The organism is Stenotrophomonas sp. 109824_Sma (genome assembly GCF_056480025.1).
The window spans coordinates 841,081-864,343 of the sequence record NZ_CM151078.1 but is presented as its reverse complement, the minus strand read 5'-3'; the positions used below and the strand labels follow the sequence as shown (position 1 = coordinate 864,343).

The following is a 23,263-nucleotide window of genomic DNA, read 5'->3' as shown; positions in this document are numbered from 1 at the left end:
CGATGTCGGCCTGGCAGCAGCGACAGCACCTGCAGCAGGCGATCGCACGCCAGCCCGGCGATTTCGTCGCCTGGGTGATGCTGGCCGACCTGGAACTGGAAGCCGGCGACATTGCCGCCGGCGAGCAGGCCGCACGACGTGCGCTGCAGCTGCGCCCGAACCACCCCGAAGCACTGGCACGGCTGGGTCGCGTGGCCTGGATGGCCGGCGCGCATGCCGACGCGGCCAGGCTGCTTGGCCAGGCCTCGGCACTGGCCCCGCAGCACCCGGGCATCGCGCTGTGGCTGGGCCATGCACTGGAAGATGCCGACGATGCCGAAGGCGCGGCGGCGGCCTATCGCCGCGCACATACGCTGATGCCGGACGAACCCTACATCGCCGCCCAGCGCCTGGCCTGGCAGCGGCGCCTGTGCGACTGGCAGGACGTGGACGCGCTGGCCACGCAGGTACGTGCCGCGCTCGCTTCCGGTCAGGGCGCGGTGGAGCCGTTCGCCTTCCTCAGCGAAGACGCCAGCGCTGCCGAGCAGCTGGCCTGCGCACGTGCGCGCGCCTCGCTGATCGCCGCCTCGGTTCGGCCCTTGCCGGCGGCAACGGTACGCGCGCGCGGCCCGTTGCGCGTCGGTTTCCTCTCCAATGGCTTCGGCGCCCACCCCACCGGGCTGCTGACCGTGGCCCTGCTCGAACACCTGCGTCATGACCCGGCGCTGCAGCTGCACCTGTTCGCGTTGAACCGCGCCGATGGCAGCCGCATCCGCGATCGCCTGCAGGCCGCGACCCGGCTGCATGAGGTAGCCGCACTACGGCATGCCGACATCGCAGCCCGCGTCCGCGCACAGGGCATCGACCTGCTGTTCGACCTGCGCGGCTGGGGCGGCGGCGGCACGCCCGAGGTGCTGGCAATGCGCCCGGCCCCGCTGCAGCTGAACTGGCTGGCCTACCCCGGCACATCAGGTGCACGCTGGCTGGATGCCGTGGTCGCCGACGAATTCGTGCTGCCCGCATCGCTGGAACCTCACTTCAGTGAACGCGTCCTGCGCCTGCCACGCGCCTTCCAGCCCTCGGACAACACCCGCGTAGTGGAACCGGCGCCGTCCCGCGCCGAATGCGGGCTGCCCGAACACGGCGTGGTGTTCTGCTGCTTCAACAACAGCTACAAGCTCAACCCACGCAGCATGGGCCGCGCCTTCGCAGTGCTGCAGGCCGTGACCGGCAGCGTGCTGTGGCTGCTGTCCGGCCCCGGCCAGGCCGACGCCCGCCTGCGCACCGCCGCGCAGGCGGCCGGCCTGGACCCGGCCCGCCTGGTGTTCATGGCCAAGCTGCCGCATCCACAGTACCTGGCCCGCTATCAGCTGGCCGACCTGTTCCTCGACACCCATCCCTACAATGCGCACACCACCGCCTCCGATGCGCTGTGGGCCGGCTGCCCGATACTGACCTGCCCGGGCGACACCTTCGCCGCGCGCGTGGCCGGCAGCCTCAATCATCATCTGGGGCTGGCCCGGATGAATGTCGCCGACGACGCGGCGTTCATCGCCACCGCCAGCGCGCTGGGCAATGACCCTGCGGCACTGGCCGCGCTGCGTGCCGAGCTGGCGCAGGCGCGCGACCGCAGTGGACTGTTCGACATGGCCGGGTTTGCCCGCGACCTGTCGGCGCTGCTGCAGCAGCTGGCAGGTGAACAGGGCTGGCAGGGTGTCGACAATACCTGAGCGATCCCTGCGTTACGCTCAGGCTTCCTCCACGCCTGGTGTGATGATGGCCAAGCTCAAGCGCAAGGACTACGACGAACTGCTGCTGCCGCTGCAGCTGGAACTGACCGCGATGGCGCGTTGGGTGCAGCACAGCGGGCAACGCCTGCTGGTGCTGTTCGAAGGACGGGATACGGCAGGCAAGGGCGGCGCGATCCAGGCCATCAGCCAGCATCTCAATCCACGCCAATGCAGGGTGGTGGCACTGCCCAAGCCTACCGACCGCGAAGCCACGCAGTGGTATTTCCAGCGTTACGCCTCGCATCTTCCCGCCGCCGGCGAGATCGTGCTGATGGACCGCAGCTGGTACAACCGCGCCGGCGTCGAGCGGGTGATGGGCTACTGCAGCGAGACCGAGTACCAGCAGTTCCTGCGCCAGGCGCCGGTGTTCGAACAGCTGCTGGTGGATGACGGCATCCTGCTGTTCAAGTACTGGCTGTGCGTGGACCAGGAGCAGCAGGAGAAGCGCTTCGCCGAGCGCCATCTCGATCCGCTGAAGGGCTGGAAGCTGTCCCCGGTCGACCTGAAATCGCGCAGCAAGTACAGCGCCTATACCGAAGCCCGCGAGGCGATGCTGCGCGCGACGCATCGCGAGGCGGCGCCGTGGACGCTGGTGGATTTCAACGACCAGCGGCTGGGGCGACTGACCCTGGTGCGCAACCTGCTGGACCGGTTGCCGGACACGCGGGTGGATGCGCCACTGCCCGAGCTGCCGAAGCTGAAGGGCAAGCTGCATCGCGAGCACTACGATGTACTGAAGCCGATCGAGGAGTTCCCGGTCGAGGAATAGGGTTGTTCGGCAGGGTTGCCCCCTGCACCTGCTCAACGCAACGGCAACGGCAACGGCAACAGCGGCCTATCCGCGGGATGGCGGGGCGGTGTGGGGGGCAGGACACGCCGTAGACCCGTCCATGGGGGCTCGATGGCGCCATCCATGGCGCCAACGGTCCTGCCCCCCACACCGCCCCACCTCTGACAGATCCCTGCGGCTGTTGGTGGGTGTCGACCTTGGTCGACACATCTGTCAGATATCGAGATTCATTTGGGGTCAGATCCGTTTTCCTTCGGAAAACGGATCTGACCCCATGCCGTCCCGACAGATCGCGGAAATCTGTCGAAGGCGGGGTGGGTCCGGTTGCGGGGGCGTGAGCCGCATGGATGCGGCGACCGAGCTTACATGGACGTACTTGCAGCGGCCCCCGCAACCGGACCCAGCCCGCCATCCCTCAGGAGACCCGCCTTTGCTTCGGCTGTTGCCGTTGCCGTTGCTCTGGCCTCCACGGGTGCAGGGCCGCAGGCCCTGCCGACCAACCCATTACTTGGCAGCCGCGATCTGCTTTTCGATGTCGGCGGCGGTCACCGGGCCAAGGAAGGTGTGCGCCAGCTTGCCCTGCGGATCCAGCAGATGCGTCAACGGCAGGCCTCGCGGCGTGGCGAAGTCCGCCGGCGGATCGAACGGGTCCACGATCACGATCGGATAGGTCACCGGATGCTTGGTCAGGAACGACTGCATTTCCTGCACTTCGATGTCCTCGTAGGCCAGGCCGACCACTTCGATGTTGCTGCGCATCGCATGCAGCGCCGACAGCTCGGGCATTTCCTTGCGGCACGGGGCGCACCAGGTCGCCCAGAAGTTCACCACCACCCACTTGCCGCGATGCGCGGCCAGGTCGTAGTCGCTGCCATCCACCGCCTTCATCTTCAGCGTCGGGAACTCGGCGGTAGTGCGCTCGGCCGGGGTTTCCTCGACCGGCGCCGGAGTGGTCGGCGTCGGCGCCTGTGCCGGCGGCTGGCTGCTCGCCGGGGCTGGCTCCTGGGCCGGCTTGCAGGCCGCCAGGGCCAGCAGCAGGGTCAACGGGAGCAGCAGCGGCAACGGGGTCTTGCGGGTCATGGCATGTCTCCGGAATCGGTGTAGATGTCGCTGACCTTGCGCTTGAGGCGTTCACGCAGGGGCAGTCGCAGATCGTCCAGCGCCGCCAATGCGGCACGGCCCAGGCTGTCGTCGCGGTACGGCAGGTGCTGCTCGGCTACCGGGATGCGCAGCTGGGTGCATTCGTACAGATCGGCCAGGCTGACCTGGTCCAGGTCGCGCGCGAGCAGCCACTCGCCGCGTTCATCGCGGCGCAGCAGGCCGATCTCCTGCAGGTTGCAGGCCAGATCCTGCAGCAGCGAGTCGGTCAGCAGCGGTTCCAGGCGCAGGATTTCATCGTCGGCCAGGCCCTTGCCCTTGGCACGGGCATGGTGGAAACGACCGAGCAGGCGCAGCAGGCCGTAGAACTCGTACCCCTGCGGCAGGCGCAGTTCAACCGGCTGGTAGCGGAAGGCCGCCATCGATGAGGCCAGCGACGCGCCCAGCAGCACCGCCACCCAGCACAGGTAGATCCACAGCAGCAGGATCGGCACGAAGGCCACCGTGCCATACAGCTTCTGGTAGGACTGGAAGCTGCCCAGATAGGCGCCGATGCCCCACTTCACCAGCTCCAGGATGACCGCCGCCAGGATCGCGCCAGGCACAGCGTGCCGCCATTTCACCGTGTGATGCGGTACCACCCGGAACATCAGCGTGATGCAGACGAACTCGATCAGGATCGGTGCCAGCCGCAGCGCCAGCTCGGCCAACCAACGGCCCTCCTGGGTACCGAACAACGGCATGGCGAACACCCGCGCCGATACCGCAAGCGATGCGGCGGCGAGCATCGCGCCCAGGGTCAGTACGGTCCAATAGACCAGGAAGCGGGTCAGCTTGGGCCGGGTCGAGCCGACCCGCCAGATCTGGTTGAAGGTCTCTTCCACGCTGTTGAGCGTGATCAGCAGTGAGACCACCAGTGCAATGAAGCCGGCCGCCGTCAGCTGGCCGGCACTGGCCGAGAACTGCCGCAGGTAGCCCTCGGCCGCACGCGCTGCGGAGGGCACGAAGTTGGAGAACACGTAGTCGCTGAGCTGATCGCTCCAGCGGTCGAAGACGGGGAAGGCCGACAGCACACCAAATACCACGATCGCCAGCGGCACCAGCGCGAACACCGTGGTGTACGCCAGCGCCGCCGCTGCCTGGAACAGGCGGTCGTCGAGGAAGCGATGCCACAGGAAGCGGCCGAAACTGATGGCCCGTGCGCGATCCCGCGCGCGCTCCATCCACAGGTTGAGCGTATCCAAAGGTTCCATCGGCGAAAGGGTACCCGATGCGGAATGCTCGCAGGATAGCCATACTGGCAGCCACACGACGAGGAGAAGCGGGCACGATGGGCGAGATTCTGGTGCTGTACTACAGCCGGGGCGGTTCGGTGGCACGGCTGGCGCGCCAGATCGCGCGGGGCATCGGCGAAGTGCCGGGCATGACCGCGCGCCTGCGCACGGTACCGCCGGTGGCCGCCGTGACCCAGACCGCACAGCCGCCGGTACCCGACGATGGCGCCCCCTATGTGAGCGTGCAGGACCTGGTCGAATGCCAGGGCCTGCTGCTCGGCAGCCCCACCCGCTTCGGCAACATGGCCGCGCCGGTCAAGCACTTCCTGGACGGGTTGGGCGCCGAATGGGTCAATGGCACCCTGTCCGGCAAGCCGGCCGGCGTGTTCACTTCCACCGCATCCATGCATGGCGGCCAGGAATCGACCCTGCTGTCGATGCAGGTGCCACTGCTGCACCACGGCTGCGTGATCGTCGGCATCCCGTTTACCGAACCGGCGCTGAGCCACACCACCAGTGGCGGCACGCCGTATGGCGCCAGCCACGTGGCCGGCGCCGCCGACGACCCGCAGCCGACCGACGACGAAGCCGTGCTGGCGCGCGCGCTGGGGCGCCGGGTGGCCGACATCGCGCAGCGGTTGGCCCGATGAGCCGCGCGCCGCGCACGGTCCTGCTGCTGGCCCTGATGGGGCTGGCCGCGCTGTTCGCAGGCTGGTTCATCAATGACAAGCACTGGCTGGCGACCCAGCTGGTGTTCACCGCACCACCGCTGGCACTGGCCGTCGCCCTGCGCCTGGGCTGGAGCAAGGCCGGCTTCTGGGCCTCGGTGCTGGCCCTGGGCTGGTTCAGCCACGGCGTGATGAGCGCCTGGAGCCACCCGGAAACGCGCTGGCTGGCGCTGATCGAGATCGCGCTGGCGCTGCTGGTGATCTTCAGCGCCAGCCTGCCCGGCCTGCGCGCCCGCTTCGGCAAGCGACGCTGACGCTGCGGCCGCAGGGCCGTATCATCTGCATTCCTGGCCCCGCGCCGCAGTACCTGTCCTGGTTTCGCGCATGCACATGATGGAAGAGCTCCTGGTCGTCACCACCGGTGGCACGATCGACAAGATCTATTTCGACGACAAGTCGGACTACCAGATCGGCGATCCGCAGATCGGCATGATCCTGCGCGAGCTGGGCGTGACGTTCCGCTTCAACGTGATTCCGATCCTGCGCAAGGATTCGCTGCACATCAACGATGAGGACCGCGAACTGATCCGCGCCACCATTGCCGCGCAGCCGACCCGGCACGTGCTGGTGACCCACGGCACCGATTCGATGGTGCAGACCGGCAAGGTGCTGGCGACGATCCCGGACAAGACCATCGTGATGACCGGTGCACTGAGCCCGGCACGCTTCCGCGGCTCGGATGCGGAGTTCAACATCGGTTGTGCGATCGGTGCGGTGCAGTCGCTGCCGAGCGGCGTGTACATCGCGATGAACGGGCGGATTTTCGACCCGCAGCACGTGCGCAAGAACGTGGCGGCGAACCGCTTCGAGTCGGTCTGAGGAACAGTGTGCCGACCAAGGTCGGCACCCACCCAGACAAAAAAACGCCCCGGCCGAAGCCAGGGCGTGCCCTTGGAGAGGGACTTGGGCTCAGTACTGGGCGTTGAGGGTCAGGCCCGAGAAGGTGCTGTACGCCTTCACCCGCACATACCAGGTGCCGGCGGCAGGGCTGTTGATGGTGCAGGTCTCGCTGTTGCCGCTCAGGTACGGACGGCAGGTGTAGGTGGTATCGGTCGGGGCACTGCCCTGGCGCACGTACAGGTCGGCATCACCGCTGCCGCCACTGATCGACACGCGCAGCTGGGTGCTGCCGGCTGGAACGGCGACGGTGTAGTTCAGCTCGGCACCGGTCGCGGCGCCCAGGCCGGTCACCGGCACGTTGTTCTGCAGCACGTTGCCGCCCGGGTTCGGGCCACCGCCATTGATCGCCGCGGCCACGGCCGCGTTGGCGTCGACGATGCCGGCGCCGCAACCACCCGAGCAGGCGCCCGGCAGCGGGCGTGCGGTGCTCTTGATGATGCTTTCGACCTGCGCCGGACTCAGCGGGCTCGGCGCCACCGACTGCATCAGTGCAACCACGCCGGCCACATGCGGCGCCGCCATCGAAGTGCCGTTGTAGGACGCATAGGTGGCGCTGCCCGGCGTGGTGGTGCCGGTGTTGAGGGTGGACAGGATGCTCTGGCCCGGGCCGGAAATGTCGATGCCGGCACCATAGTTGGAGAAGCTGGCACGCGCACCGGCCGAGGTCGTGGCCGCCACCGCGATCACGTTCGCGCAGTTGGCCGGCACCGACGAGGACACGTTGGTGTTGCTGTTGCCGGCGGCGACCACCACGGTGGTGCCGCGGCTGACCGCGCCGTTGATCGCATTCTGGTAGGTGGCCGAGCAGGTGCCACCACCACCCAGCGACATGTTGATGACTTCGGCCGGGTTGGCATTGGCCGGCACGCCACTGACGGTGCCGCCGGAGGCCCACACGATCGCGTCGGCGATGTCGGAGGTGTAACCGCCGCACTTGCCCAGCACGCGCACCGGGACGACCTTGGCATTGAACGCAGTACCGGCCACGCCGGTGCTGTTGTTGGTCACCGCCGCCACGGTGCCGGCGACGTGGGTGCCGTGCCAGCTGGAGTTGGAGGCCGGGATGCCCGAGCCGCACTCGTTGGCGCCGTACCAGTCGCCTTCGTCGTTCGGGTTGTTGTCGCGGCCACCGCCATCGCGTGCCATCGCGGCGTCGCTGATGAAGTCATAGCCGGGCAGGATGTTGGCGTTGAGATCGGGATGGTTGGTGATGCCGGTATCGATCACGGCCACCACCACGCCGGTGCCGGTGGCCTTGTCCCAGGCCGGCTGCACGTTGATCGACGCGTTGGAGGTACCGAAGCCCCACTGTTCGCTGAAGCGGGTGTCGTTCGGGGTCAGCGTCGCACGCATGATCTGGTCGACTTCGACGTATTCCACGTTCGGGTCGGCGGCGAGCTTGCGCATCAGCAGCTCGGATTCGGCCTGGTCCAGCGGGCGGTCGGTCCTGACCAGGGTCGGGCCGACGGCCAGCTTGCGGACCTCCTGCAGGCCCAGCGCACGGCCCTGGCTGCTGGCCAGGCCGGCGGCGGCACTCTTCAGCGAAGAGGCCAGTGCGGTGGTGTTGGCCACCGGCGCACTACCGTCACGGTACTTCACGATGAAGCGCTGGTGCGTCGGCGCGGACTGCAGGCCGCTGAGCTGGACGTCACCGGCCAGCGCAGGCGTGGCCAGCAGCAGCGATGACAGAACGGACGCACCAAGGACCACCCACACTCGACGCACACGCGGTTGCGTTACCTGGGACATCGTATTTCCCTTTCTAGTGGTGTGAATGCCGGAATCGGCAGAAGCACCGGCCCGAACCATGGGCTGGCTTGCGTTGGCGAGGTTCGAAGTCCGGCGAATCAGCGGATCCCCCTATCGATCCGCCGTGCAGATGACGCTAATGACCAAAACCGGACACCACAAGATTTTCAGCGTCTTTTCAGCAAGATGAAATGTCTGATCTGAGACTTTTCGGGTCGAGGGTTTGTGAAGGTGAAGGAACTTTCTCGCAGCCTGCACGCACCTGACTGGGTCATCACGTGTCCTGAGATGACTTTGCCGACATCGGCGTCCACTGATTCGGGGTCAGATCCCTTTTCCATGGGAAAGGGATCTGACCCCCAGGCCCATAACGCAGAAAGCCCGTCACGGGGACGGGCTTTCCAGAGGAGCCGCCGGGCATGGCCCGGCGCTACCCGTTCAACGCGGGCGATCAGCCCAGCTTGACCAGCCAGTTGTGGCGGTCCGGCAGGCGGCCGTACTGGATGTCGGTCAGTTCCTTGCGCAGCGACATGGTCACTTCGCCAGCTGGCGCGTTGATGTCGCCCACCGAGAAGCCCTCGCCCTTCAGCTGGCCGATCGGGGTGACCACCGCGGCGGTGCCACAGGCAAACACTTCGCTGATCGCACCGGAGGCCACGCCGTCCTTCCATTCGTCGATGCTGACCTTGCGCTCTTCGACCTTCATGCCACGGTCGCGCGCCAGCTGCAGGATGCTCTCGCGGGTGATGCCCTCGAGGATGCTGCCGGACAGTTCCGGGGTGACCAGCGTGCCGTCCTTGTAGACCAGGAACACGTTCATGCCACCCAGTTCTTCCAGGTACTTGCCCTCGACCGGGTCGAGGAACAGCACCTGCGAGCAGCCCTGTGCCTGTGCCTTCTGCTGCGGCAGCAGCGAGGCGGCGTAGTTGCCACCGCACTTGGCCGCACCGGTGCCGCCCTTGGCCGCACGTGCGTACTCCGTCGACAGCCAGATCGACACCGGGGCGACGCCCTTGGCGAAGTACGGGCCGGCCGGGCTGGCGATGACGTAGTAGCCGGCCTTGTGCGCGCCGCGCACGCCGAGGAAGGCTTCGTCGCCGATCATGAACGGACGGAAGTACAGGCTCGACTCATCGGCCGACGGCACCCAGGCGCTGTCGACGGCAATCAGCTGCTTCAGCGATTCGACGAAGATCTCCACCGGCAGTTCCGGCAGCGCCAGGCGCTGCGCCGAACGCTGCAGGCGACGGCCATTGGCGTCGGGGCGGAAGGTCCAGATCGAACCGTCGGCGTGGCGGTAGGCCTTGATGCCTTCGAAGATTTCCTGGCCGTAGTGCAGGACTGCCGCGGCCGGGTCCAGCTGCAGCGGGCCGTAGGCACGCACGTTGGCGTTGTGCCAGCCGGCATCCTTGTCCCAGCGCACTTCCACCATGTGATCGGTGAAGTGCAGGCCGAAGCCCGGCTTCTCCAGGATCTTGGCGCGCTCTTCAGCGCTGCGCGGGTGGTCCGAACGGGTGACGGCGAAGCTGGGAATGGACTGGGACACCGGAGGATTCCTGTTCTGGTTGCGGGTAGTGCCGAGCCCGCGTCACTGCGGGCCCTGGGTCAAAGCATGCCGGTCTCGAGCCGCGCCGCCTCGGACATCATGTGCTGGTTCCACGGCGGGTCGAACACCAGGTCGACGTCGGCCTCGGCCACCGTCGGGATCATTTCGAGCTTGCTGCGCACGTCGTCGACCAGGATCTCGCCCATGCCGCAGCCCGGTGCGGTCAGGGTCATCTTCACGTCGATCTCGCGCTTGCCTTCGTCCAGGTGCTTGATCTCGACTTCATAGACCAGGCCCAGTTCGACGATGTTGACCGGAATTTCCGGGTCGAAGCAGGTACGCAGCTGCTGCCACACCAGCTGTTCCACCTGCTCATCGGTGGCGTCGGCCGGCAGCTCGAGCGGTGCAGGCGCCTCCTTGCCGATGGCGTCGCCGTCCTTGCCGGCGATGCGGAACAGGTTGCCCTCGACGAACACCGAATAACTGCCGCCCAGCGCCTGGGTGATGTACCCATAGCTGCCGGCAGGCAGGGTCACGGTATCGCCCTGCGGGACCATCACGGCCTCGCAATCGCGTTCGAAGTGGACAGGTTCGCTGCTACGGGAATACATGGGGACCGATATGGGGCCGTGGCCGGGGCCACGCAAGACGGCATTCTAGCCCAGCCGCCCCGGCACCGCCGGTGCACTGCGGCAAACCACAGTATCCTGTGGGTGATCTTCAGGGAGCTTCGATGTCCTCCAATGCCGCGCGTGCCAGGACCGTCACCTGGCTCTGGCCCCTCATGCTGTTGCTGGGTCTGCTTGTTGCTCCCCTCGCCTGGATGGTCCTGGCGCTGATGACCGGCCGACAGGTCGGCTGGATGGCGGTAGTGTCCGCCCTGGAACTGGTGTTCATGCTGCGCCTGGGCACACTGGGCCCGGGCCGGCTGCGCATCGCCCTGGTCGTGCTGGGCACCCTGCTGGTGGCCGCCGTGGCCAACTGGGCCATCGCCAGCGCCTGGATGGGCGGCTCGATCGGCCTGGACCTGTGGGACGCCACCACGCGGATGGGCCCGCACCTGGCCTGGACCCTGGTCACCCTGGCCAACGGCGCGATGGAATGGCTGTGGCTGGCCGTGGCCGTGGTCTTGGGCGCCTGGCTGGCGCGCTGAGCGCGCAGATCCACGCCACGCGTGCGATGCGGTAGTGCCGGCCGCTGGCCGGCAGAAGCATGCGGTCCCAGGTCCGCACCTACCGGGCGCAGCCGCCGCTCAATGCCCGCCGTCGAGCGCCTTCAGCTCGCTCACCAGCGATGCGGCCGCTTCAGCGCCGTCGCCGTACAGCATGCGGGTGTTGTCAGCGTAGAACAGCGCATTCTCGATGCCGGCGAAGCCGGTGCCCTTGCCGCGCTTGATCACCACCACGTTGCGCGCATTGACCACATCCAGCACCGGCATGCCGTAGATCGGGCTGGCCGGATCAGTACGCGCGACCGGATTGACCACGTCGTTGGCACCGATCACCAGCACCACGTCGGTGTTGGCGAACTCCGGGTTGATGTCGTCCATGTCGGCGATCAGGTCGTAGGGCACACCCGCTTCGGCCAGCAGTACGTTCATGTGCCCGGGCATTCGCCCGGCGACCGGGTGGATGGCGAACTTCACCTTCACCCCGCGCTGGCCCAACCGCTGCGCCAGCTCCCAGATCTTGTGCTGCGCCTGTGCCACGGCCATGCCGTAACCCGGCACGATCACCACGCGTTCGGCGTAGGCCATCATCGCCGCGACGTCCGAGGCTTCAATCGGCTTCTGCGCGCCGGTGATCGCCTGCGCTTCGCCACCGGCGCCGCCGCCGAAGTTGGAGAACAGCACGTTGCGGATCGGCCGGTTCATCGCCTTGGCCATCAGCCGGGTCAGCAGGATGCCGGCCGCGCCGACCATCATGCCGGCGATGATCAGCGCCTCGTTGCCCAGCACGTAGCCTTCGAACGACACCGCCAGGCCGGTGAATGCGTTGTACAGCGAGATCACCACCGGCATGTCGGCGCCACCGATCGGCAACGTCATCAGCACGCCCAGTGCCAGTGCCAGCACGAAGAAGGCGACGATCGCCCAGGTGTCGAGCGTGCTGGCCGCGATGATCGCCAGCACCACCACCGCCAGTGCCACCACCAGGTTCATCACCTGCTGGCCGGGCCAGGTCACGCGCTTGTCGAGGCGGCCATCGAGCTTGGCCCAGGCGATCACCGAGCCGGACAGCGACACCGCGCCGATCGCCGCACCAACCACCGCCAGCAGCAGCACCGTGCCCGACGGCTGGCGTGCGGCCAGGTCGGCCAGCGCCTGTGCGCTCCAGTGGCTGGTATCGCGGTTGGCCAGGAAGGCGTAGCGCAGCAGTTCCACCGCGCCGATCGCCGCCGCCGAGCCACCGCCCATGCCGTTGTACAGCGCCACCATCTGCGGCATGTCGGTGATGGCGACCTTGCCGGCCGACCACCAGGCCAGGCCCGCGCCCAGCAGCAGTGCCACCAGGATCAGCGGCACGTTGTGCAGTTCAGGCAGGAAGAAGGTCGCCGCAGTGGCCAGCAGCATGCCCAGCCCGGCCCAGCGGATGCCGCTGCGCGCGGTCAGTGGCGAAGCCATGCGCTGCAGGCCCAGCAGGAACAGCGTGGCGGCGACGAGGTAGCTGGCCTTGACCAGCCAGTCGAGCAGTTCGACGGTGCTGATGTTCAAGCCTGCGGCTCCTTCGGTTCGTCCTGGCCGCCCTTGGGCGCGCTCGGCTTGAACATTTCCAGCATGCGCGCGGTGACCACGTAGCCGCCGGCGGCATTGCCGGCACCGAGCACCACGGCGAGGAAGCCCAGCGCCTTCTCCAGCGGCGTCTGCGCATGCCCCAGCACCACCATCGCGCCGATCAGCACGATGCCGTGGATGAAGTTGGAGCCCGACATCAGCGGGGTGTGCAGGATCACCGGCACCCGCGAAATGATCACGTGGCCGGCGATGGCCGCCAGCATGAAGATGTACAGCGCCACGAACCCGTCACTCACTGGCAACGCTCCCGCTCTGTCTTCGTCGCCCCATCATAACCACGGGCTGAACCCGTGCGCACCCGGCGTCAACCGCGGCGGCGCTCACGCGTTGTCGATGGTGACCCCGAGCGAGGAACCGTACCCTGTGCTGGTGAGCAGCCCCCTCTCCCCAAGCGCCGAGACCGATGCCCTGCCGGCATCGCTGGAAGCGTTCCTGGCCAGCGTCGGCCCGCGAGCGTTCCGCTTCGCCGAGGCCGGCCTGCGCCAGCGCGAAGACGCCATGGATGCGGTGCAGGACGCGCTGCTGCGCATGCTGGATTACGCCGACAAGCCGGCCGCCGAATGGGCGCCGCTGTTCTGGAGCATCCTGCGCCGCCGGGTGATCGACATGCAGCGCCGGCGCCGCTTCCGCCTGCCGTTCTGGCGCGACAACCAGGACGCGGAAGGTGGCGAGATCGACTGGGCCGACCCCGGCCCGGACCCGGCGCAGGCGCATGAGCAGCGCCAGCAGTACCAGCAGCTGGTGGACGCATTGCGCACCCTGCCCGCTCGCCAGCGCGAAGCCTTCACCCTGCGCGTGCTGCAGGACCTGGACGGGGCCACCACTGCCCGCGCCATGGGCTGCAGCGAAGGCGCGGTAAAAACCCATCTGGCACGCGCCCGCCAGGCGCTGCAGGACTATCTGGAGATCCACCCGTGAACCGCTCCCTGCCTTCCGATGACACCCTGCGCAGCCTGCACGCGCAGTCGCTGCAGGCGCTGTCGCCGGCCACGCTGGCACGGCTGCGCCTGGCGCGCCACGGCGCCACGGCCGCCCATCGCGGACGCTGGCGCTGGTGGCTGGCCAGCGCCTGTTCACTGGTCGTGGCACTGGGCATTGGCCTGCAGTTCACCGGCCATGGCACGCTTGCGGGTCCGGCGCCGGCCCCCGTGCTTGCTTCAGTGGAAGACAACGGCGCGCTCTACGACGAGAATCCCGATCTGTACCTGTGGCTGGGCGATACCGACCTGGCGATGGAGTGAATCATGTCCCGACTGCCTACCCTGCCGCTGCTGTTGACCCTTGCGCTGCTGCCGGCCGTTCCGGCACTGGCGCAGAACGCCACGCCCGCCCCTGCCGCACGTCCCGCACCGGCCACACCGTTGCCTGCGTGGGAGCAACTGAGCGAACCCCAGCGCGAATCCCTGCTGGCGCCGCTGCGCGACCGCTGGAACAGCGCCGATGCCGGCCAGCGCCAGCGCATGCTGTCGCACGGCCAGCGCTGGCAATCGATGAGCCCGGAGGAGCGCGACAAGGCCCGCCGTGGCCTGCGCCGCTTCGAGCACATGAGCCCCGAACAGCGCGAGCAGGCCCGCGCCCTGTTCGGGCAGATGCGCAACATGCCGCCGGCACAGCGCGACGCGCTGCGCGAGCGCTGGTCGCAGATGACGCCGGAACAACGCAAGGACTGGGTGCGCGACAACCCGCCGCCGGCAAAGCCGCGGTAAGCCTTCCGGATACCGGGGTCAGATCCCTTTGCCAGAGGCAAAGGGATCTGACCCCATGTCACTCACGCCTGCCAGCGCGTCTTCGCCAGCAGCTCGTCGTCCCAGTCGAAACCGAGCTGCCCCTCGCGCACGAACAGCGCAACGAAGTTGAGCAGGTTGCGCGCATACATCTCACTGGCCTGGGTCGCGCCGCGACTGGCCAGGCCCAGCGGGCCATCGATGGTCACGCCCTGGTGTTCGATGCACTGCCCCGGCTGGGTCAGCGCGCAGTTGCCGCCGCTCTCGGCCGCCAGATCCACGATCACGCTGCCGGTGGCCATGCCCTCCACCATTGCGGCAGTCACGATGGTCGGCGCCGGGCGGCCCGGCACCGCAGCCGTGCAGATCACCACGTCCACGCCGCGCAGGTGGTCGGCCAGCCGACGCTGCTGCTCGGCGCGCTCCTCATCGGTCAGCGCCCGCGCATAGCCGCCCTCGCCCGCCGCGCTCACCCCGAGGTCGAGGAAGCGCGCGCCCAGTGACTGGATCTGCTCGCGGGTTTCCGGGCGCACGTCGAAACCTTCCACCTGTGCACCGAGACGACGTGCGGTGGCGATGGCCTGCAGGCCCGCTACGCCGGCACCGATCACCAGCACCTTGGCCGGCCGCACGGTGCCGGCGGCGGTGGTCAGCATCGGGAAGAAGCGCGGCGCGCGTTCGGCGGCGATCAGCGCGGCCTTGTAGCCGGCCATGCCGGCCTGCGAACTGAGTACATCCATCGCCTGCGCACGGGTGGTGCGCGGCAGCTGCTGCAGCGGGAACAGCTGCAGGCGATCATCGGCCGCCAGCGCGGCCAGCGCCGGATCGTTGGCCGGGGCCAGCAGGCCGACCACGCTGGCACCGGGCCTGAGCTGCTCCAGCACCGTCGCAGGAGGTGCCTGCACGCACAGCAGGATATCGATCTCGGCCCAGCGGCCCGCGTCGAAGGCACCTGCGCCGGCATCGTCATAGGCGGCATCGGTGAAGCCGGCGGCCAGCCCGGCGCCGGCCTCGTACCAGACCGTAATGCCGAGGGCACCGAGCTTGCGCGCGGTTTCCGGCGTCAACGCCACGCGCCGTTCACCCGGCGCGGTCTCCTTGATCCCCAGCAACGCCACGGCCATGCAGGTCCCCGCTGATCGGTGAGTTTTCCCGATCCTAGCAGGCAGCCCGCACTCAGTGCAGGGTGGCGCTGCCCGGGTCGAGGCGGTCGATCACGCCCTGCATGGCGCTGTCGAAGGCCCCATCGTCAACGTGGGCACGCAGGCGGCCCAGCCGCACCATCACCGCCAGCTCTTCCGGCGAGGCCACGCAGAAGCGCACGCCGCGACGGTTGACGAACAGCAGGCGCGAGGAAATCGGGCTGACCCAGGACAGCTTGCCCGCCTGGACCTTGCCGTCCTTGTCGACGAAGTCCAACCAGTTGCCGATTTCCATGCGTCGGAAGCGGTCGGCATCGGCGTTGTCGAAATCATCGGCGTCGATCTGCCCGCTGAGCTCCACCGCTGGCGATTCAGCCACCGGCGGTGCCGGCAGTGCGACCTGCGGCAGCTCGGGCAGCGCGCGCTGCAGTTCCGGCCGCGACTCGGCGATGCCCTGCAACGTGTCATGCAGGGCGTCAATCGCCCCGGTAGCCGCATCGCCGTGCACGCCGACGCTGGCAAACACCTTGGCCAGCACCGGCTGCCAGGCCTGCAGCCACGGCTTGCCGACAATCTGCCGGCGGGCCTCGGCCACTTCCTCCAGCAGGCCGTCGCCGAGGCTCAGTGCCTCGGCCACCGACGCGCCTTCTTCGCCCTCGCGCAGCAGCGCCAGGGTCAGGTGGTGCTGCCAGGGCTGGCGCAGGAACTCGGCAATGGCCGGCGGCAGGGTGGCATCACCGATGCGACGATCCAGTTCCGCACTGGCCCGGCTGCGGGCCATTTCCAGCTTTTCCTGCCCGCGCTGCGTTTCCGCGGCACGGCGCTCGGCGATTTCCACGCGGCGGCGATGCTGCACCAGAAACTCGCGGAATTCTTCTTCCAGGGTCAGGAAGATCGCCAGGTTCTCGTTGAACTCGGCCACCAGGCGCTCGATGATCTCCTCGACCTTGGCCATCAGCATGCGCTCGGCCTGGCTCTCGCCGGTGTTGCCCTCGCAGGCCTCGGCCAGCGAGTTGAGCAGCTTGCGCGCCGGATGGGTCTTCTGCACGAACATGCGGCGGTCGAGCATGGCGACCTTGACGAAAGGCACCACCAGGCGCCCGATCAGTTCGCGCGAGCGGCCTTCCAGTTCACGTTCATCCAGCATCACGTCGAACAGCATGCCGACCAGGTCGATCGCATCCTCGTCCTGCGGATCCAGGCGGGTCTGGCCAGGATCCACGCCAAGCTGGGTGGCGCTGGACAGCACTTCGCTCTTCAGCCGTTGCGCCAGCGATTCGCCGTCCTCGCCGATGGCTGCACGCAGCGTCGCACTGGGCGTGGCCTGCAGCAGCGACAGCACCGACATCATTTCGCGCTGGCTGAGCGGACGCTGCTGGCCGATCGCCACCTGTGCGGCCGACGTCGCGTCCTCACGCACATGGCGGGTCTGCTGCAGCAGTTCGTGCAGCGCTTCCAGCAGCATGCCCTGCTGGCCTGCGTAGGCCTCGCCGGCGCCACCTTCCTCGCCCCCCAGGTGCTGCTGCATGTGGCCGCGGCGCTCGGACCAGCGCGCGGCAAAGCGCTGCGCCCAGGCCGGTGCGGCCTGTTCGTCGTCGCTGAGTCCGGGATCGAAGCCTGCAGCCTGTCGCTGTTCGACCAGATCATCCAGCACCCCGGCCATGCGCGGATCCGGCGCGGCCGACAGCGGGCGCTGCGGCGCACCCATCTGCGACATCACCCCGGCCGCGGCCAGCTGCTCGTCCAGCTTCTCGTAGATGCGGCCGACCGGAGCGCGCAGGTCGCGCTCGCACAGCTTGATCAGCACCAGATGTACTTCCGGGGCCAGTTCGCAGCCGGCAAAGGCCTCGTGGATGGCCACGCCCAGATGCTCGGGGCTGATCGGATTGTGGTCGGCGTCCAGTTCCGCGCTGCCGATCAACCGGCCCAGGCGACGGTCCAGCCGCGCCAGCACCGGCTTGAAGTCGCGCAGCAGCACAGTGGCGAAATTGCGCACCGCCAACCGCGATTCCAGTACGTGTTCGGCCAGCAGGCTCAGGCCATCCTCGGCGGGTCCGGACAGGGTCGCCTCGGCCGACAGCGGCTCACCGGCCGCCAAGGCGGTCCAGGCCTGCTGCAGGTGGCCGGCAAAGGCCGCAGCGATGTCCTCACGGCGGCGGCGCAGTTCGCGCATCGCGTCCAGGAACAGCAACTGCGACGAGCCGGCATTGCCGGCACGGTCGAACAGGGCATCGTCGAAACGCGCCAGTGCGGCCCCGAAGGCCTGGCACAGCGCCGGCAGGACCATGTCCCGGGCAAGCTGGAGCTGGGCCGGGTCACGGCCCGGCGATCCCATCGGTGTGGGCACGCTCATCATTCGGGAAGGCTCCCCACCTTCTCTGGTACGACAGACAGCATGGACATCGCGACGACCGGCACACCCCATGTACCGGAACGTCGATGGTAGGCCGGCCAGCCCGTCACGGACAGTGAAACAGTCCTCACTTCAAACCTCATGACCGGCGGCCCGGCAAGACAGATATCGTAAGCCGTGCAAGGCCCACGAGGCGAGGGGAAGCGGCTGTCCGTTTCCCGCCAGTGGCATGATGTTCATCACAGTTTGGTATTCAGGGGCCGGACGCGACACAGACGGCGTCATTGACCACCCCGACTATAATCAAACACCCGTGATGACCGGTTCAGACTCCATGCCCGACCCCGCTGCCCTGCTCGCCCTGGATGCCCGCCGCTCGGTGCCCTCGCGGCAACTGGGCGAGCCCGGACCGGACCCAGCCACCCTGCAGCGGATACTGGCCTCGGCGGTGCGCGTGCCCGACCACGGCAAGCGCGTGCCGTTCCGCTTCCTGAAAATCGCCGGCGATGCACGTCACACTCTGGGCGACTTCCTGGCCGAACGCAGCCGCCAGCGCGACCCGCATGCGGGCGAGGCTGTGTTCGAGAAGGACCGCCAGCGTTTCAGCCACGCCCCGCTGGTGATCGTAGTGGTCGCCAGCCCGCGCCCGGACCCGAAGGTGCCCGAACAGGAACAGCTGATGACCGCCGGCTGCGTCTGCTTCGCCCTGCTGCAGGCCGCGCAGGCGATGGGCTTCGGCGCACAGTGGCTGACTGCCTGGATGGCCTTCGATCCGGCCGTGCACGCCTATCTGGGGCTGTCCGAGGGCGAAGGCATTGCCGGTTTCATCCATATCGGCACGCCGAAGGCCGCCGTCCCCGAACGCGAGCGCCCCGACCCGGCGGCCCTGCTGCGCGACTGGACGCCGCCGGCATGACCCTGCCGGCTCCGCCGCCGTCGCTGTACCTGGTCGACGCCAGCATCTACGTGTTCCGCGCCTGGCACTCGCTGCCGGACCAGTTCCAGGACGCCCAGGGCTGGCCGACCAATGCAGTGCACGGCTTCGCCCGCTTCCTGCTGGACCTGCTGGAGCGCGAGCGCCCGCGGCACATCGCCATCGCCTTCGACGAAGCGCTCGACAGCGGCTTCCGCCACCGGCTGTATCCGGCCTACAAGGCCAACCGTGATCCGGCACCGGAGGCGCTCAAGCGCCAGTTCGTGCACTGCAAGGCGCTGTGCGCGGCGTTGGGCCTTGCCGTCCTGGCCCACCACGAATACGAGGCCGACGACCTGATCGGCAGCGCCCTGCACGTGCACCGCGGCAGCCATCGCGGGGTGATCATCTCCGCCGACAAGGACCTGTCGCAGCTGCTGCTCGACCACGACGAACAGTGGGACTACGCGCGCAACCAGCGCTGGGACGTGGCCGGCGTGAAGGCGCGACATGGCGTGCACGCACACCAGATCGCCGACTACCTGGCGCTGTGCGGCGATGCGGTGGACAACATTCCCGGTGTCAGTGGTGTCGGCAGCAAGTCCGCCGCCGTGCTGCTGGCCCACTTCGGCAGCATGGATGCGCTGTACGAACGCCTGGACGAAGTGCCGTTCCTGCGCCTGCGCGGTGCCGCGCAGATGGCCGTGCGCCTGCGCGAGCAGCGCGAGCATGCCCTGCTCTGGCGCCAGCTGACCACCATCGCGCTGGACGCGCCGCTGGAAGGCAGCCAACCCGGCCTGCTGCGCCAGACCGCCGATCCCGAGCTGCTCGGTGGCCTGTGCCAGACCCTGCGCTTCGGCCCGATGACCCGCCGCCGGCTGTTCGATGCCGCTGGCGTGGCCGATCCCGTTCCCACTCCATCCTTTTCCAGTTCCAGCGAGCCCGCATGAGCCAGCGCAACACCGAAGCCCCGCGCGTCGTCTATGAAGGCAAGTACCAGCGCATGCTGGTGCGCGGCACCTGGGAATACAGCGAACGTACCCATGCCGGTGGCCTGGCCGCGATCATCATCGCCGTCACCCCGGAGGACAAGGTGCTGTTCGTCGAGCAGTTCCGCGTACCGCTGCAGGCCCCCACCATCGAAATGCCGGCCGGCCTGGTCGGCGACATCGATGCGGGCGAATCGATCGAAGTCTCGGCCGTGCGCGAGCTGGAAGAAGAAACCGGCTGGACCGCCGACCACGCCGAAGTGCTGATGATCGGCCCGACGTCTTCCGGCGCCAGCAGCGAGAAGATCGCCTTCGTACGTGCCACCGGCCTGCGCCGGATCGGCGAAGGTGGCGGCGATGACAGCGAAGACATCACCGTGCACGAGATTCCGCGTGCACAGGCGGCGGCGTGGCTGGTGCAGAAGATGGGCGAAGGCTACGAGCTGGATGCCAAGCTGTGGGCCGGCCTGTGGATGATCGAGCACCACCTGGACGGGCGCCCGCGTGGCTGACGCCGACCTGCACGCACTGCCGGCGCTGCTGGACGCCGACGATCCGGCGATCTACAGCCTCCACCGGCCGCAGGGCGCCTCGCCGTACCTGCTGCTGGCTGACCACGCCGGCCAGCAGGTGCCGCGTGCTCTGGGCAGGCTTGGCCTGGCGCAGGCCGAACTTGACCGCCACATCGGCTGGGACATCGGCATTGCTGGCACCACTCGTGCACTGGCCGAACGTCTGGATGCCTGGGCGATCGAACAGACCTATTCGCGGCTACTGATCGACTGCAACCGCCCACTGGCCTCGCCGACGCTTATTCCGGAAGTGAGCGACCACACCGTGGTCCCGGGCAATGCCGGGCTGTCGGCAGCACAGCGGCAACAGCGCATCGATGCGATCCACGCGCCCTACCACGCGCGCATCGACGCGGAACTGGATGCACGCCGCGATGCCGGCCGCCCCACCCTGCTGGTGATGATGCACAGCTTCACCCCGGTGATGAACGGCATGCAGCGGCCGTGGCATGCCGGTGTGCTGTACCACCAGGACACGCGCTTTGCGCATGCGCTGCTGCAGGCACTGCGCGATGAAGGCGACCTGGTGGTGGGTGACAACGAACCGTATTCGGTCAGCAGTACCAGCGACTACGCGGTGCCGGTGCATGGCGAAGGCCGTGGGCTGGTGCACGTGGAACTGGAGATCCGCCAGGACCTGATCGCCGATGCCGCCGGGCAGCAGGCGTGGGCGGAGCGGCTGGCGCGGATCTTCAGCGCGTTGCAGCCGCAGTTGCTGGGCCTGGCGTGATCCCATCCACGCATGGCGTGGATCTACTGGCCGGGTCTGGCATTCAGTAGATCCACGCCATGCGTGGATGGTGTTGTTCAACGCAGTGCAGGCGCATCCATCCACGGGAATGGCTTGAAACCGCGCACCTGCAGCGTTGCGCCAATGGCCGCGAAGTCATCCTTGATCGCCTGCGCACGCTTGCGGTCCAGTGCTTCTCCCAGCATCAGCGGCAACCCACGACAGCGCGGCAGCGCGTCGCCCACCGGAATCTCCAGCAGGCGCGCCACGCGCTGGGCCACTGCCTTGACCTGCGCCTCCGGACACGCGACCAGCACCAGATCAAACGACGCGAAGATGCCCGCACCAATGCCGGCCTCGCGTGCCGCCGCCTGTTCCCCAACACCCGCTTCGCCCAGTGCCTCGTCGATACCTTCAACCTGCTGGAAGGCATCGTACTCGGCGTAGTACGCCAGCGCCCGTGCATGGTCGGCCAGCGTGGACAGCGGCCGCTGCCGCTTCTGCACGTCGAGCACGTCGGCGAAAGTCGCCGGTTCAAGAAAGGTGGACAGGCCCAGCGCGCGCGCTTCGGCGGGGACATCACCGCCGTCGTCGAACGCCGCGTCTTCATCCGCCGGCAACCAGAAACGCGCCTGCAGCAGATCGCCCCCGGTGGCGTGCACCCAACCGAAGGAGGCGTACACCGCATCGTCATCGTTGCAGGCCGCAAAGGCGCACAGAGTCTGTTGAAGGTCCAGCAGTTCGATCATGCGTCGTTGCCCAGGCAGGCGGTCACTGCCGAGTCTACCGGTGCCGGGCGCAGGCCCAGCGCGATCACCACGCCGAACGCGGCGAACAGCGCGGCGCCGTACTGTGCATTGACCATGCCCTGCAGCGCATCAGGACTGGTTGCCGCCTGCGTGCCGCGCGCGGCGTTGGCCACCATCACCAGTACCGCCAGTCCCAACGCGCCGCCGATCTGCTGTGCGGTGGCGGTCATGCCGGACGCCACTCCCTGCTGCGGCCCCGGCACGCCCTGCCCGGCCACGATCCACATCGCCGTCCAGCTCATGCCCTGGCCCACGCTGAGCACCACGATGCCCGGCAGCAGCGGCCAGTAATCTGTGCCATGCGGCATCACCAGCGCCACCGCGGTGATGCCGATGGCACCGGCCGCGAAGCCCCAGGCCAGCACCTGCCGTGGCGAACGGCGCCGCAGCATCCGTTCGGCAACGCGGATGCCGAAGGTGCACACCAATGTCGGCAGCAGGAAGGCCAGGCCGGCCTGCAGCGGGCTCCAGCCATAGCCATCCTGGAAGTAGAGCGCCAGGAAGTAGTACTGCACGCCATAGCTACTCATGAAGGCGAAGGTCAGGCCGAGAGCCGCGCGCAGGCCAGGCAGGCGCAGCAGCGCGAACTGCATCAGCGGGTCACGGCTGCGCTTTTCGATCTGTACGAACACCGTCAACAGTACGGCTGAAAGCAGCAGGCAGATGAGCGTGGCCCGCGCCGTCCAGCCCCACTCCGGGCCCTGCACCAGGGTGGTGACCAGCAGGCTGCCGCCGGCGGTGACGGTGAGGCAACCGGCCAGATCGAAGGAACGGCCCTGCACGCGTGGGCCATCGGCCGGCAACCACGCACCGGCAGCGACCGCGCACGCCGTGGCCAACGGCACGATCACCGCCAGCACCGCCGGCCAGCCGAACGCCTGGGTCAGCACACCACCGAGCAGCGTGCCCAGCGCCAGGCCGACCGCGCTGGCCATGCTCCAGATCGCCAGCGCGCGGTTGCGCACCGGGCCTTCGGCATACAGCGTGTTGATCAACGCCAGCGTGGCCGGGAACAGCAGTGCAGCGCCGATGCCCTGCGCCGCGCGCGCGATGATCAGCAGGGTGGCATTCGGCGCCAACGCACCGAGCAGCGAGGCCAGCGCGAACAGCAGCATGCCCAGCCGGTAGAAGCGGCGGCGGCCGATCAGGTCGGCAGCGCGCCCACCCAGCAGCAGGCTGCCGCCGAAGGCCACGGTGTAGGCGCTGACCACCCATTGCAGCTGCTGCGCGTTGATCTGCAGCGCGCGCCCCATGTCATGCAGGGCAACGAAGATGATGGTGGCATCCAGGGCGATGATCAGCTGTGCGGTGGCCAGCAGGGTCAGCGCCCAGCGCGGGTATTTGAGGGGAGGCATCGGCAGTCTGGCGCGGTGGGGGAGCGCA

24 protein-coding genes are annotated in these 23,263 nt (G+C 68.2%); 13 read left to right on the top strand and 11 right to left on the bottom strand.

The features are described 5' to 3' along the window. Nucleotides 1–2: 2 nt before the first annotated feature. Nucleotides 3–1,709: an O-linked N-acetylglucosamine transferase, SPINDLY family protein gene (locus tag ACZK1G_RS03955; RefSeq protein WP_197622096.1), complete on the top strand. Its 1,707-nt coding sequence runs from the start codon at nucleotides 3–5 to the stop codon at nucleotides 1,707–1,709. Between the two features lie 46 nt (nucleotides 1,710–1,755). After that, nucleotides 1,756–2,538 carry a polyphosphate kinase 2 gene (gene ppk2 / locus ACZK1G_RS03950; RefSeq protein ID WP_049445984.1) on the top strand — a complete coding sequence of 261 codons (783 nt, stop codon included), beginning with the start codon at nucleotides 1,756–1,758 and terminating at the stop codon, nucleotides 2,536–2,538. 525 nt (nucleotides 2,539–3,063) lie between these two features. On the opposite strand, the gene ACZK1G_RS03945 is transcribed toward ppk2, so the two are convergent. Together ACZK1G_RS03945 and ACZK1G_RS03940 are read right to left on the bottom strand one after the other, a co-directional pair. Then, nucleotides 3,064–3,639 carry a TlpA family protein disulfide reductase gene (locus ACZK1G_RS03945; protein ID WP_101764964.1) on the bottom strand — a complete coding sequence of 192 codons (576 nt, stop codon included), beginning with the start codon at nucleotides 3,637–3,639 and terminating at the stop codon, nucleotides 3,064–3,066. Then, on the bottom strand, nucleotides 3,636–4,910 hold the full coding sequence (locus ACZK1G_RS03940) for a YihY family inner membrane protein (RefSeq protein WP_049443164.1): 1,275 nt from the start codon (nucleotides 4,908–4,910) through the stop codon (nucleotides 3,636–3,638). The genes ACZK1G_RS03945 and ACZK1G_RS03940 overlap by 4 nt, the downstream gene beginning before the upstream one ends. Nucleotides 4,911–4,987: 77 nt before the next feature. Between ACZK1G_RS03940 and wrbA the strand changes: the two genes are divergently transcribed. From wrbA to ACZK1G_RS03925, 3 genes are all read left to right on the top strand, one after another. Beyond that, nucleotides 4,988–5,581, top strand: coding sequence for an NAD(P)H:quinone oxidoreductase (wrbA, locus tag ACZK1G_RS03935; RefSeq protein WP_012510135.1), 594 nt, complete (start codon nucleotides 4,988–4,990; stop codon nucleotides 5,579–5,581). Beyond that, on the top strand, nucleotides 5,578–5,913 hold the full coding sequence (locus ACZK1G_RS03930) for a DUF2069 domain-containing protein (protein ID WP_049443163.1): 336 nt from the start codon (nucleotides 5,578–5,580) through the stop codon (nucleotides 5,911–5,913). The genes wrbA and ACZK1G_RS03930 overlap by 4 nt, the downstream gene beginning before the upstream one ends. Nucleotides 5,914–5,992: 79 nt before the next feature. Then, complete coding sequence (locus ACZK1G_RS03925; protein WP_010481766.1) at nucleotides 5,993–6,478, top strand: asparaginase domain-containing protein; 486 nt, start codon at nucleotides 5,993–5,995, stop codon at nucleotides 6,476–6,478. 90 nt (nucleotides 6,479–6,568) lie between these two features. Here ACZK1G_RS03925 and ACZK1G_RS03920 read toward each other — a convergent pair whose 3' ends face one another. The 3 genes from ACZK1G_RS03920 to sufT all read right to left on the bottom strand — a co-directional run bounded on the left by ACZK1G_RS03920 (nucleotide 6,569) and on the right by sufT (nucleotide 10,465). Next, nucleotides 6,569–8,308: a S8 family peptidase gene (locus tag ACZK1G_RS03920; protein WP_101764963.1), complete on the bottom strand. Its 1,740-nt coding sequence runs from the start codon at nucleotides 8,306–8,308 to the stop codon at nucleotides 6,569–6,571. A gap of 451 nt (nucleotides 8,309–8,759) precedes the next feature. Further along, a complete protein-coding gene (locus tag ACZK1G_RS03915; RefSeq protein ID WP_049443161.1) occupies nucleotides 8,760–9,854 on the bottom strand; it encodes a branched-chain amino acid aminotransferase in 1,095 nt (364 codons plus the stop codon). Nucleotides 9,855–9,913: 59 nt separating this feature from the next. Next, a complete protein-coding gene (gene sufT / locus ACZK1G_RS03910; protein WP_005415385.1) occupies nucleotides 9,914–10,465 on the bottom strand; it encodes a putative Fe-S cluster assembly protein SufT in 552 nt (183 codons plus the stop codon). A 122-nt stretch (nucleotides 10,466–10,587) separates the two neighbouring features. Here sufT and ACZK1G_RS03905 point away from each other — a divergent pair, with 122 nt between their 5' ends. Continuing rightward, nucleotides 10,588–11,007, top strand: coding sequence for a hypothetical protein (locus ACZK1G_RS03905; RefSeq protein ID WP_049443160.1), 420 nt, complete (start codon nucleotides 10,588–10,590; stop codon nucleotides 11,005–11,007). Nucleotides 11,008–11,106: 99 nt separating this feature from the next. Here the strand turns inward: ACZK1G_RS03905 and ACZK1G_RS03900 are convergent, their stop codons facing one another. Beyond that, nucleotides 11,107–12,567, bottom strand: a complete 1,461-nt coding sequence (locus ACZK1G_RS03900) for an NAD(P)(+) transhydrogenase (Re/Si-specific) subunit beta (protein WP_101764962.1) — start codon at nucleotides 12,565–12,567, stop codon at nucleotides 11,107–11,109. Then, the gene (locus ACZK1G_RS03895) at nucleotides 12,564–12,884 is read right to left on the bottom strand and encodes an NAD(P) transhydrogenase subunit alpha part 2 (protein ID WP_019661150.1); all 321 of its coding nucleotides are present in this window, start codon (nucleotides 12,882–12,884) and stop codon (nucleotides 12,564–12,566) included. Before ACZK1G_RS03895 ends, ACZK1G_RS03900 begins: the two co-directional genes overlap by 4 nt. A 97-nt stretch (nucleotides 12,885–12,981) precedes the next feature. On the opposite strand from ACZK1G_RS03895, the gene ACZK1G_RS03890 reads away from it, so the two are divergent. From ACZK1G_RS03890 to ACZK1G_RS03880, 3 genes are read left to right on the top strand one after another with little or no spacing between them, the layout of a single operon-like run. After that, nucleotides 12,982–13,566 (top strand): RNA polymerase sigma factor, encoded by a 585-nt coding sequence (locus ACZK1G_RS03890; protein ID WP_080347455.1) that lies wholly within the window; start codon nucleotides 12,982–12,984, stop codon nucleotides 13,564–13,566. Continuing rightward, nucleotides 13,563–13,889 (top strand): hypothetical protein, encoded by a 327-nt coding sequence (locus ACZK1G_RS03885; protein ID WP_014036067.1) that lies wholly within the window; start codon nucleotides 13,563–13,565, stop codon nucleotides 13,887–13,889. Before ACZK1G_RS03890 ends, ACZK1G_RS03885 begins: the two co-directional genes overlap by 4 nt. A gap of 3 nt (nucleotides 13,890–13,892) precedes the next feature. Then, the gene (locus ACZK1G_RS03880; protein ID WP_049443157.1) at nucleotides 13,893–14,354 is read left to right on the top strand and encodes a DUF3106 domain-containing protein; all 462 of its coding nucleotides are present in this window, start codon (nucleotides 13,893–13,895) and stop codon (nucleotides 14,352–14,354) included. 62 nt (nucleotides 14,355–14,416) lie between these two features. Here ACZK1G_RS03880 and ACZK1G_RS03875 read toward each other — a convergent pair whose 3' ends face one another. Both ACZK1G_RS03875 and ACZK1G_RS03870 read right to left on the bottom strand, forming a co-directional pair. Beyond that, nucleotides 14,417–15,496 (bottom strand): NAD(P) transhydrogenase subunit alpha, encoded by a 1,080-nt coding sequence (locus ACZK1G_RS03875; RefSeq protein ID WP_049443156.1) that lies wholly within the window; start codon nucleotides 15,494–15,496, stop codon nucleotides 14,417–14,419. 52 nt (nucleotides 15,497–15,548) lie between these two features. Further along, on the bottom strand, nucleotides 15,549–17,870 hold the full coding sequence (locus ACZK1G_RS03870; RefSeq protein WP_101764961.1) for a DUF1631 domain-containing protein: 2,322 nt from the start codon (nucleotides 17,868–17,870) through the stop codon (nucleotides 15,549–15,551). A gap of 331 nt (nucleotides 17,871–18,201) precedes the next feature. Between ACZK1G_RS03870 and ACZK1G_RS03865 the strand changes: the two genes are divergently transcribed. Genes ACZK1G_RS03865 through ACZK1G_RS03850 form a run of 4 tightly spaced genes read left to right on the top strand, consistent with a single transcriptional unit; the run spans nucleotide 18,202 to nucleotide 21,071 of the window. Beyond that, nucleotides 18,202–18,783, top strand: a complete 582-nt coding sequence (locus tag ACZK1G_RS03865; RefSeq protein WP_101766376.1) for a nitroreductase family protein — start codon at nucleotides 18,202–18,204, stop codon at nucleotides 18,781–18,783. Continuing rightward, nucleotides 18,780–19,730 carry a 5'-3' exonuclease gene (locus ACZK1G_RS03860; RefSeq protein WP_101764960.1) on the top strand — a complete coding sequence of 317 codons (951 nt, stop codon included), beginning with the start codon at nucleotides 18,780–18,782 and terminating at the stop codon, nucleotides 19,728–19,730. The genes ACZK1G_RS03865 and ACZK1G_RS03860 overlap by 4 nt, the downstream gene beginning before the upstream one ends. Then, on the top strand, nucleotides 19,727–20,281 hold the full coding sequence (locus ACZK1G_RS03855) for an NUDIX hydrolase (protein ID WP_075675308.1): 555 nt from the start codon (nucleotides 19,727–19,729) through the stop codon (nucleotides 20,279–20,281). Before ACZK1G_RS03860 ends, ACZK1G_RS03855 begins: the two co-directional genes overlap by 4 nt. Further along, nucleotides 20,274–21,071 (top strand): N-formylglutamate amidohydrolase, encoded by a 798-nt coding sequence (locus ACZK1G_RS03850; protein ID WP_101764959.1) that lies wholly within the window; start codon nucleotides 20,274–20,276, stop codon nucleotides 21,069–21,071. Before ACZK1G_RS03855 ends, ACZK1G_RS03850 begins: the two co-directional genes overlap by 8 nt. 77 nt (nucleotides 21,072–21,148) lie before the next feature. Here ACZK1G_RS03850 and ACZK1G_RS03845 read toward each other — a convergent pair whose 3' ends face one another. Together ACZK1G_RS03845 and ACZK1G_RS03840 are read right to left on the bottom strand one after the other, a co-directional pair. Continuing rightward, complete coding sequence (locus tag ACZK1G_RS03845; RefSeq protein ID WP_101764958.1) at nucleotides 21,149–21,820, bottom strand: DUF7716 domain-containing protein; 672 nt, start codon at nucleotides 21,818–21,820, stop codon at nucleotides 21,149–21,151. Then, entirely contained in the window at nucleotides 21,817–23,235 is a 1,419-nt protein-coding gene (locus ACZK1G_RS03840; RefSeq protein WP_101764957.1) for an MFS transporter, read from the bottom strand. The genes ACZK1G_RS03845 and ACZK1G_RS03840 overlap by 4 nt, the downstream gene beginning before the upstream one ends. Nucleotides 23,236–23,263: the final 28 nt, after the last annotated feature.

Excerpts from the sequence above, each read along its gene's own strand:
- ACZK1G_RS03930 (WP_049443163.1), top strand. The coding sequence starts at position 5,578 with ATGAGCCGCGCGCCGCGCACGGTCCTGCTGCTGGCCCTGATGGGGCTG.
- sufT (WP_005415385.1), bottom strand. The coding sequence starts at position 10,465 with ATGTATTCCCGTAGCAGCGAACCTGTCCACTTCGAACGCGATTGCGAG.
- ACZK1G_RS03925 (WP_010481766.1), top strand. The coding sequence starts at position 5,993 with ATGGAAGAGCTCCTGGTCGTCACCACCGGTGGCACGATCGACAAGATC.
- ppk2 (WP_049445984.1), top strand. The coding sequence starts at position 1,756 with ATGGCCAAGCTCAAGCGCAAGGACTACGACGAACTGCTGCTGCCGCTG.
- ACZK1G_RS03940 (WP_049443164.1), bottom strand. The coding sequence starts at position 4,910 with ATGGAACCTTTGGATACGCTCAACCTGTGGATGGAGCGCGCGCGGGAT.
- ACZK1G_RS03905 (WP_049443160.1), top strand. The coding sequence starts at position 10,588 with ATGTCCTCCAATGCCGCGCGTGCCAGGACCGTCACCTGGCTCTGGCCC.
- ACZK1G_RS03955 (WP_197622096.1), top strand. The coding sequence starts at position 3 with ATGTCGGCCTGGCAGCAGCGACAGCACCTGCAGCAGGCGATCGCACGC.
- ACZK1G_RS03865 (WP_101766376.1), top strand. The coding sequence starts at position 18,202 with ATGCCCGACCCCGCTGCCCTGCTCGCCCTGGATGCCCGCCGCTCGGTG.
- ACZK1G_RS03840 (WP_101764957.1), bottom strand. The coding sequence starts at position 23,235 with ATGCCTCCCCTCAAATACCCGCGCTGGGCGCTGACCCTGCTGGCCACC.
- ACZK1G_RS03845 (WP_101764958.1), bottom strand. The coding sequence starts at position 21,820 with ATGATCGAACTGCTGGACCTTCAACAGACTCTGTGCGCCTTTGCGGCC.
- ACZK1G_RS03920 (WP_101764963.1), bottom strand. The coding sequence starts at position 8,308 with ATGTCCCAGGTAACGCAACCGCGTGTGCGTCGAGTGTGGGTGGTCCTT.
- ACZK1G_RS03875 (WP_049443156.1), bottom strand. The coding sequence starts at position 15,496 with ATGGCCGTGGCGTTGCTGGGGATCAAGGAGACCGCGCCGGGTGAACGG.
- ACZK1G_RS03860 (WP_101764960.1), top strand. The coding sequence starts at position 18,780 with ATGACCCTGCCGGCTCCGCCGCCGTCGCTGTACCTGGTCGACGCCAGC.
- wrbA (WP_012510135.1), top strand. The coding sequence starts at position 4,988 with ATGGGCGAGATTCTGGTGCTGTACTACAGCCGGGGCGGTTCGGTGGCA.
- ACZK1G_RS03945 (WP_101764964.1), bottom strand. The coding sequence starts at position 3,639 with ATGACCCGCAAGACCCCGTTGCCGCTGCTGCTCCCGTTGACCCTGCTG.
- ACZK1G_RS03890 (WP_080347455.1), top strand. The coding sequence starts at position 12,982 with ATGGTGACCCCGAGCGAGGAACCGTACCCTGTGCTGGTGAGCAGCCCC.
- ACZK1G_RS03870 (WP_101764961.1), bottom strand. The coding sequence starts at position 17,870 with ATGATGAGCGTGCCCACACCGATGGGATCGCCGGGCCGTGACCCGGCC.
- ACZK1G_RS03880 (WP_049443157.1), top strand. The coding sequence starts at position 13,893 with ATGTCCCGACTGCCTACCCTGCCGCTGCTGTTGACCCTTGCGCTGCTG.
- ACZK1G_RS03855 (WP_075675308.1), top strand. The coding sequence starts at position 19,727 with ATGAGCCAGCGCAACACCGAAGCCCCGCGCGTCGTCTATGAAGGCAAG.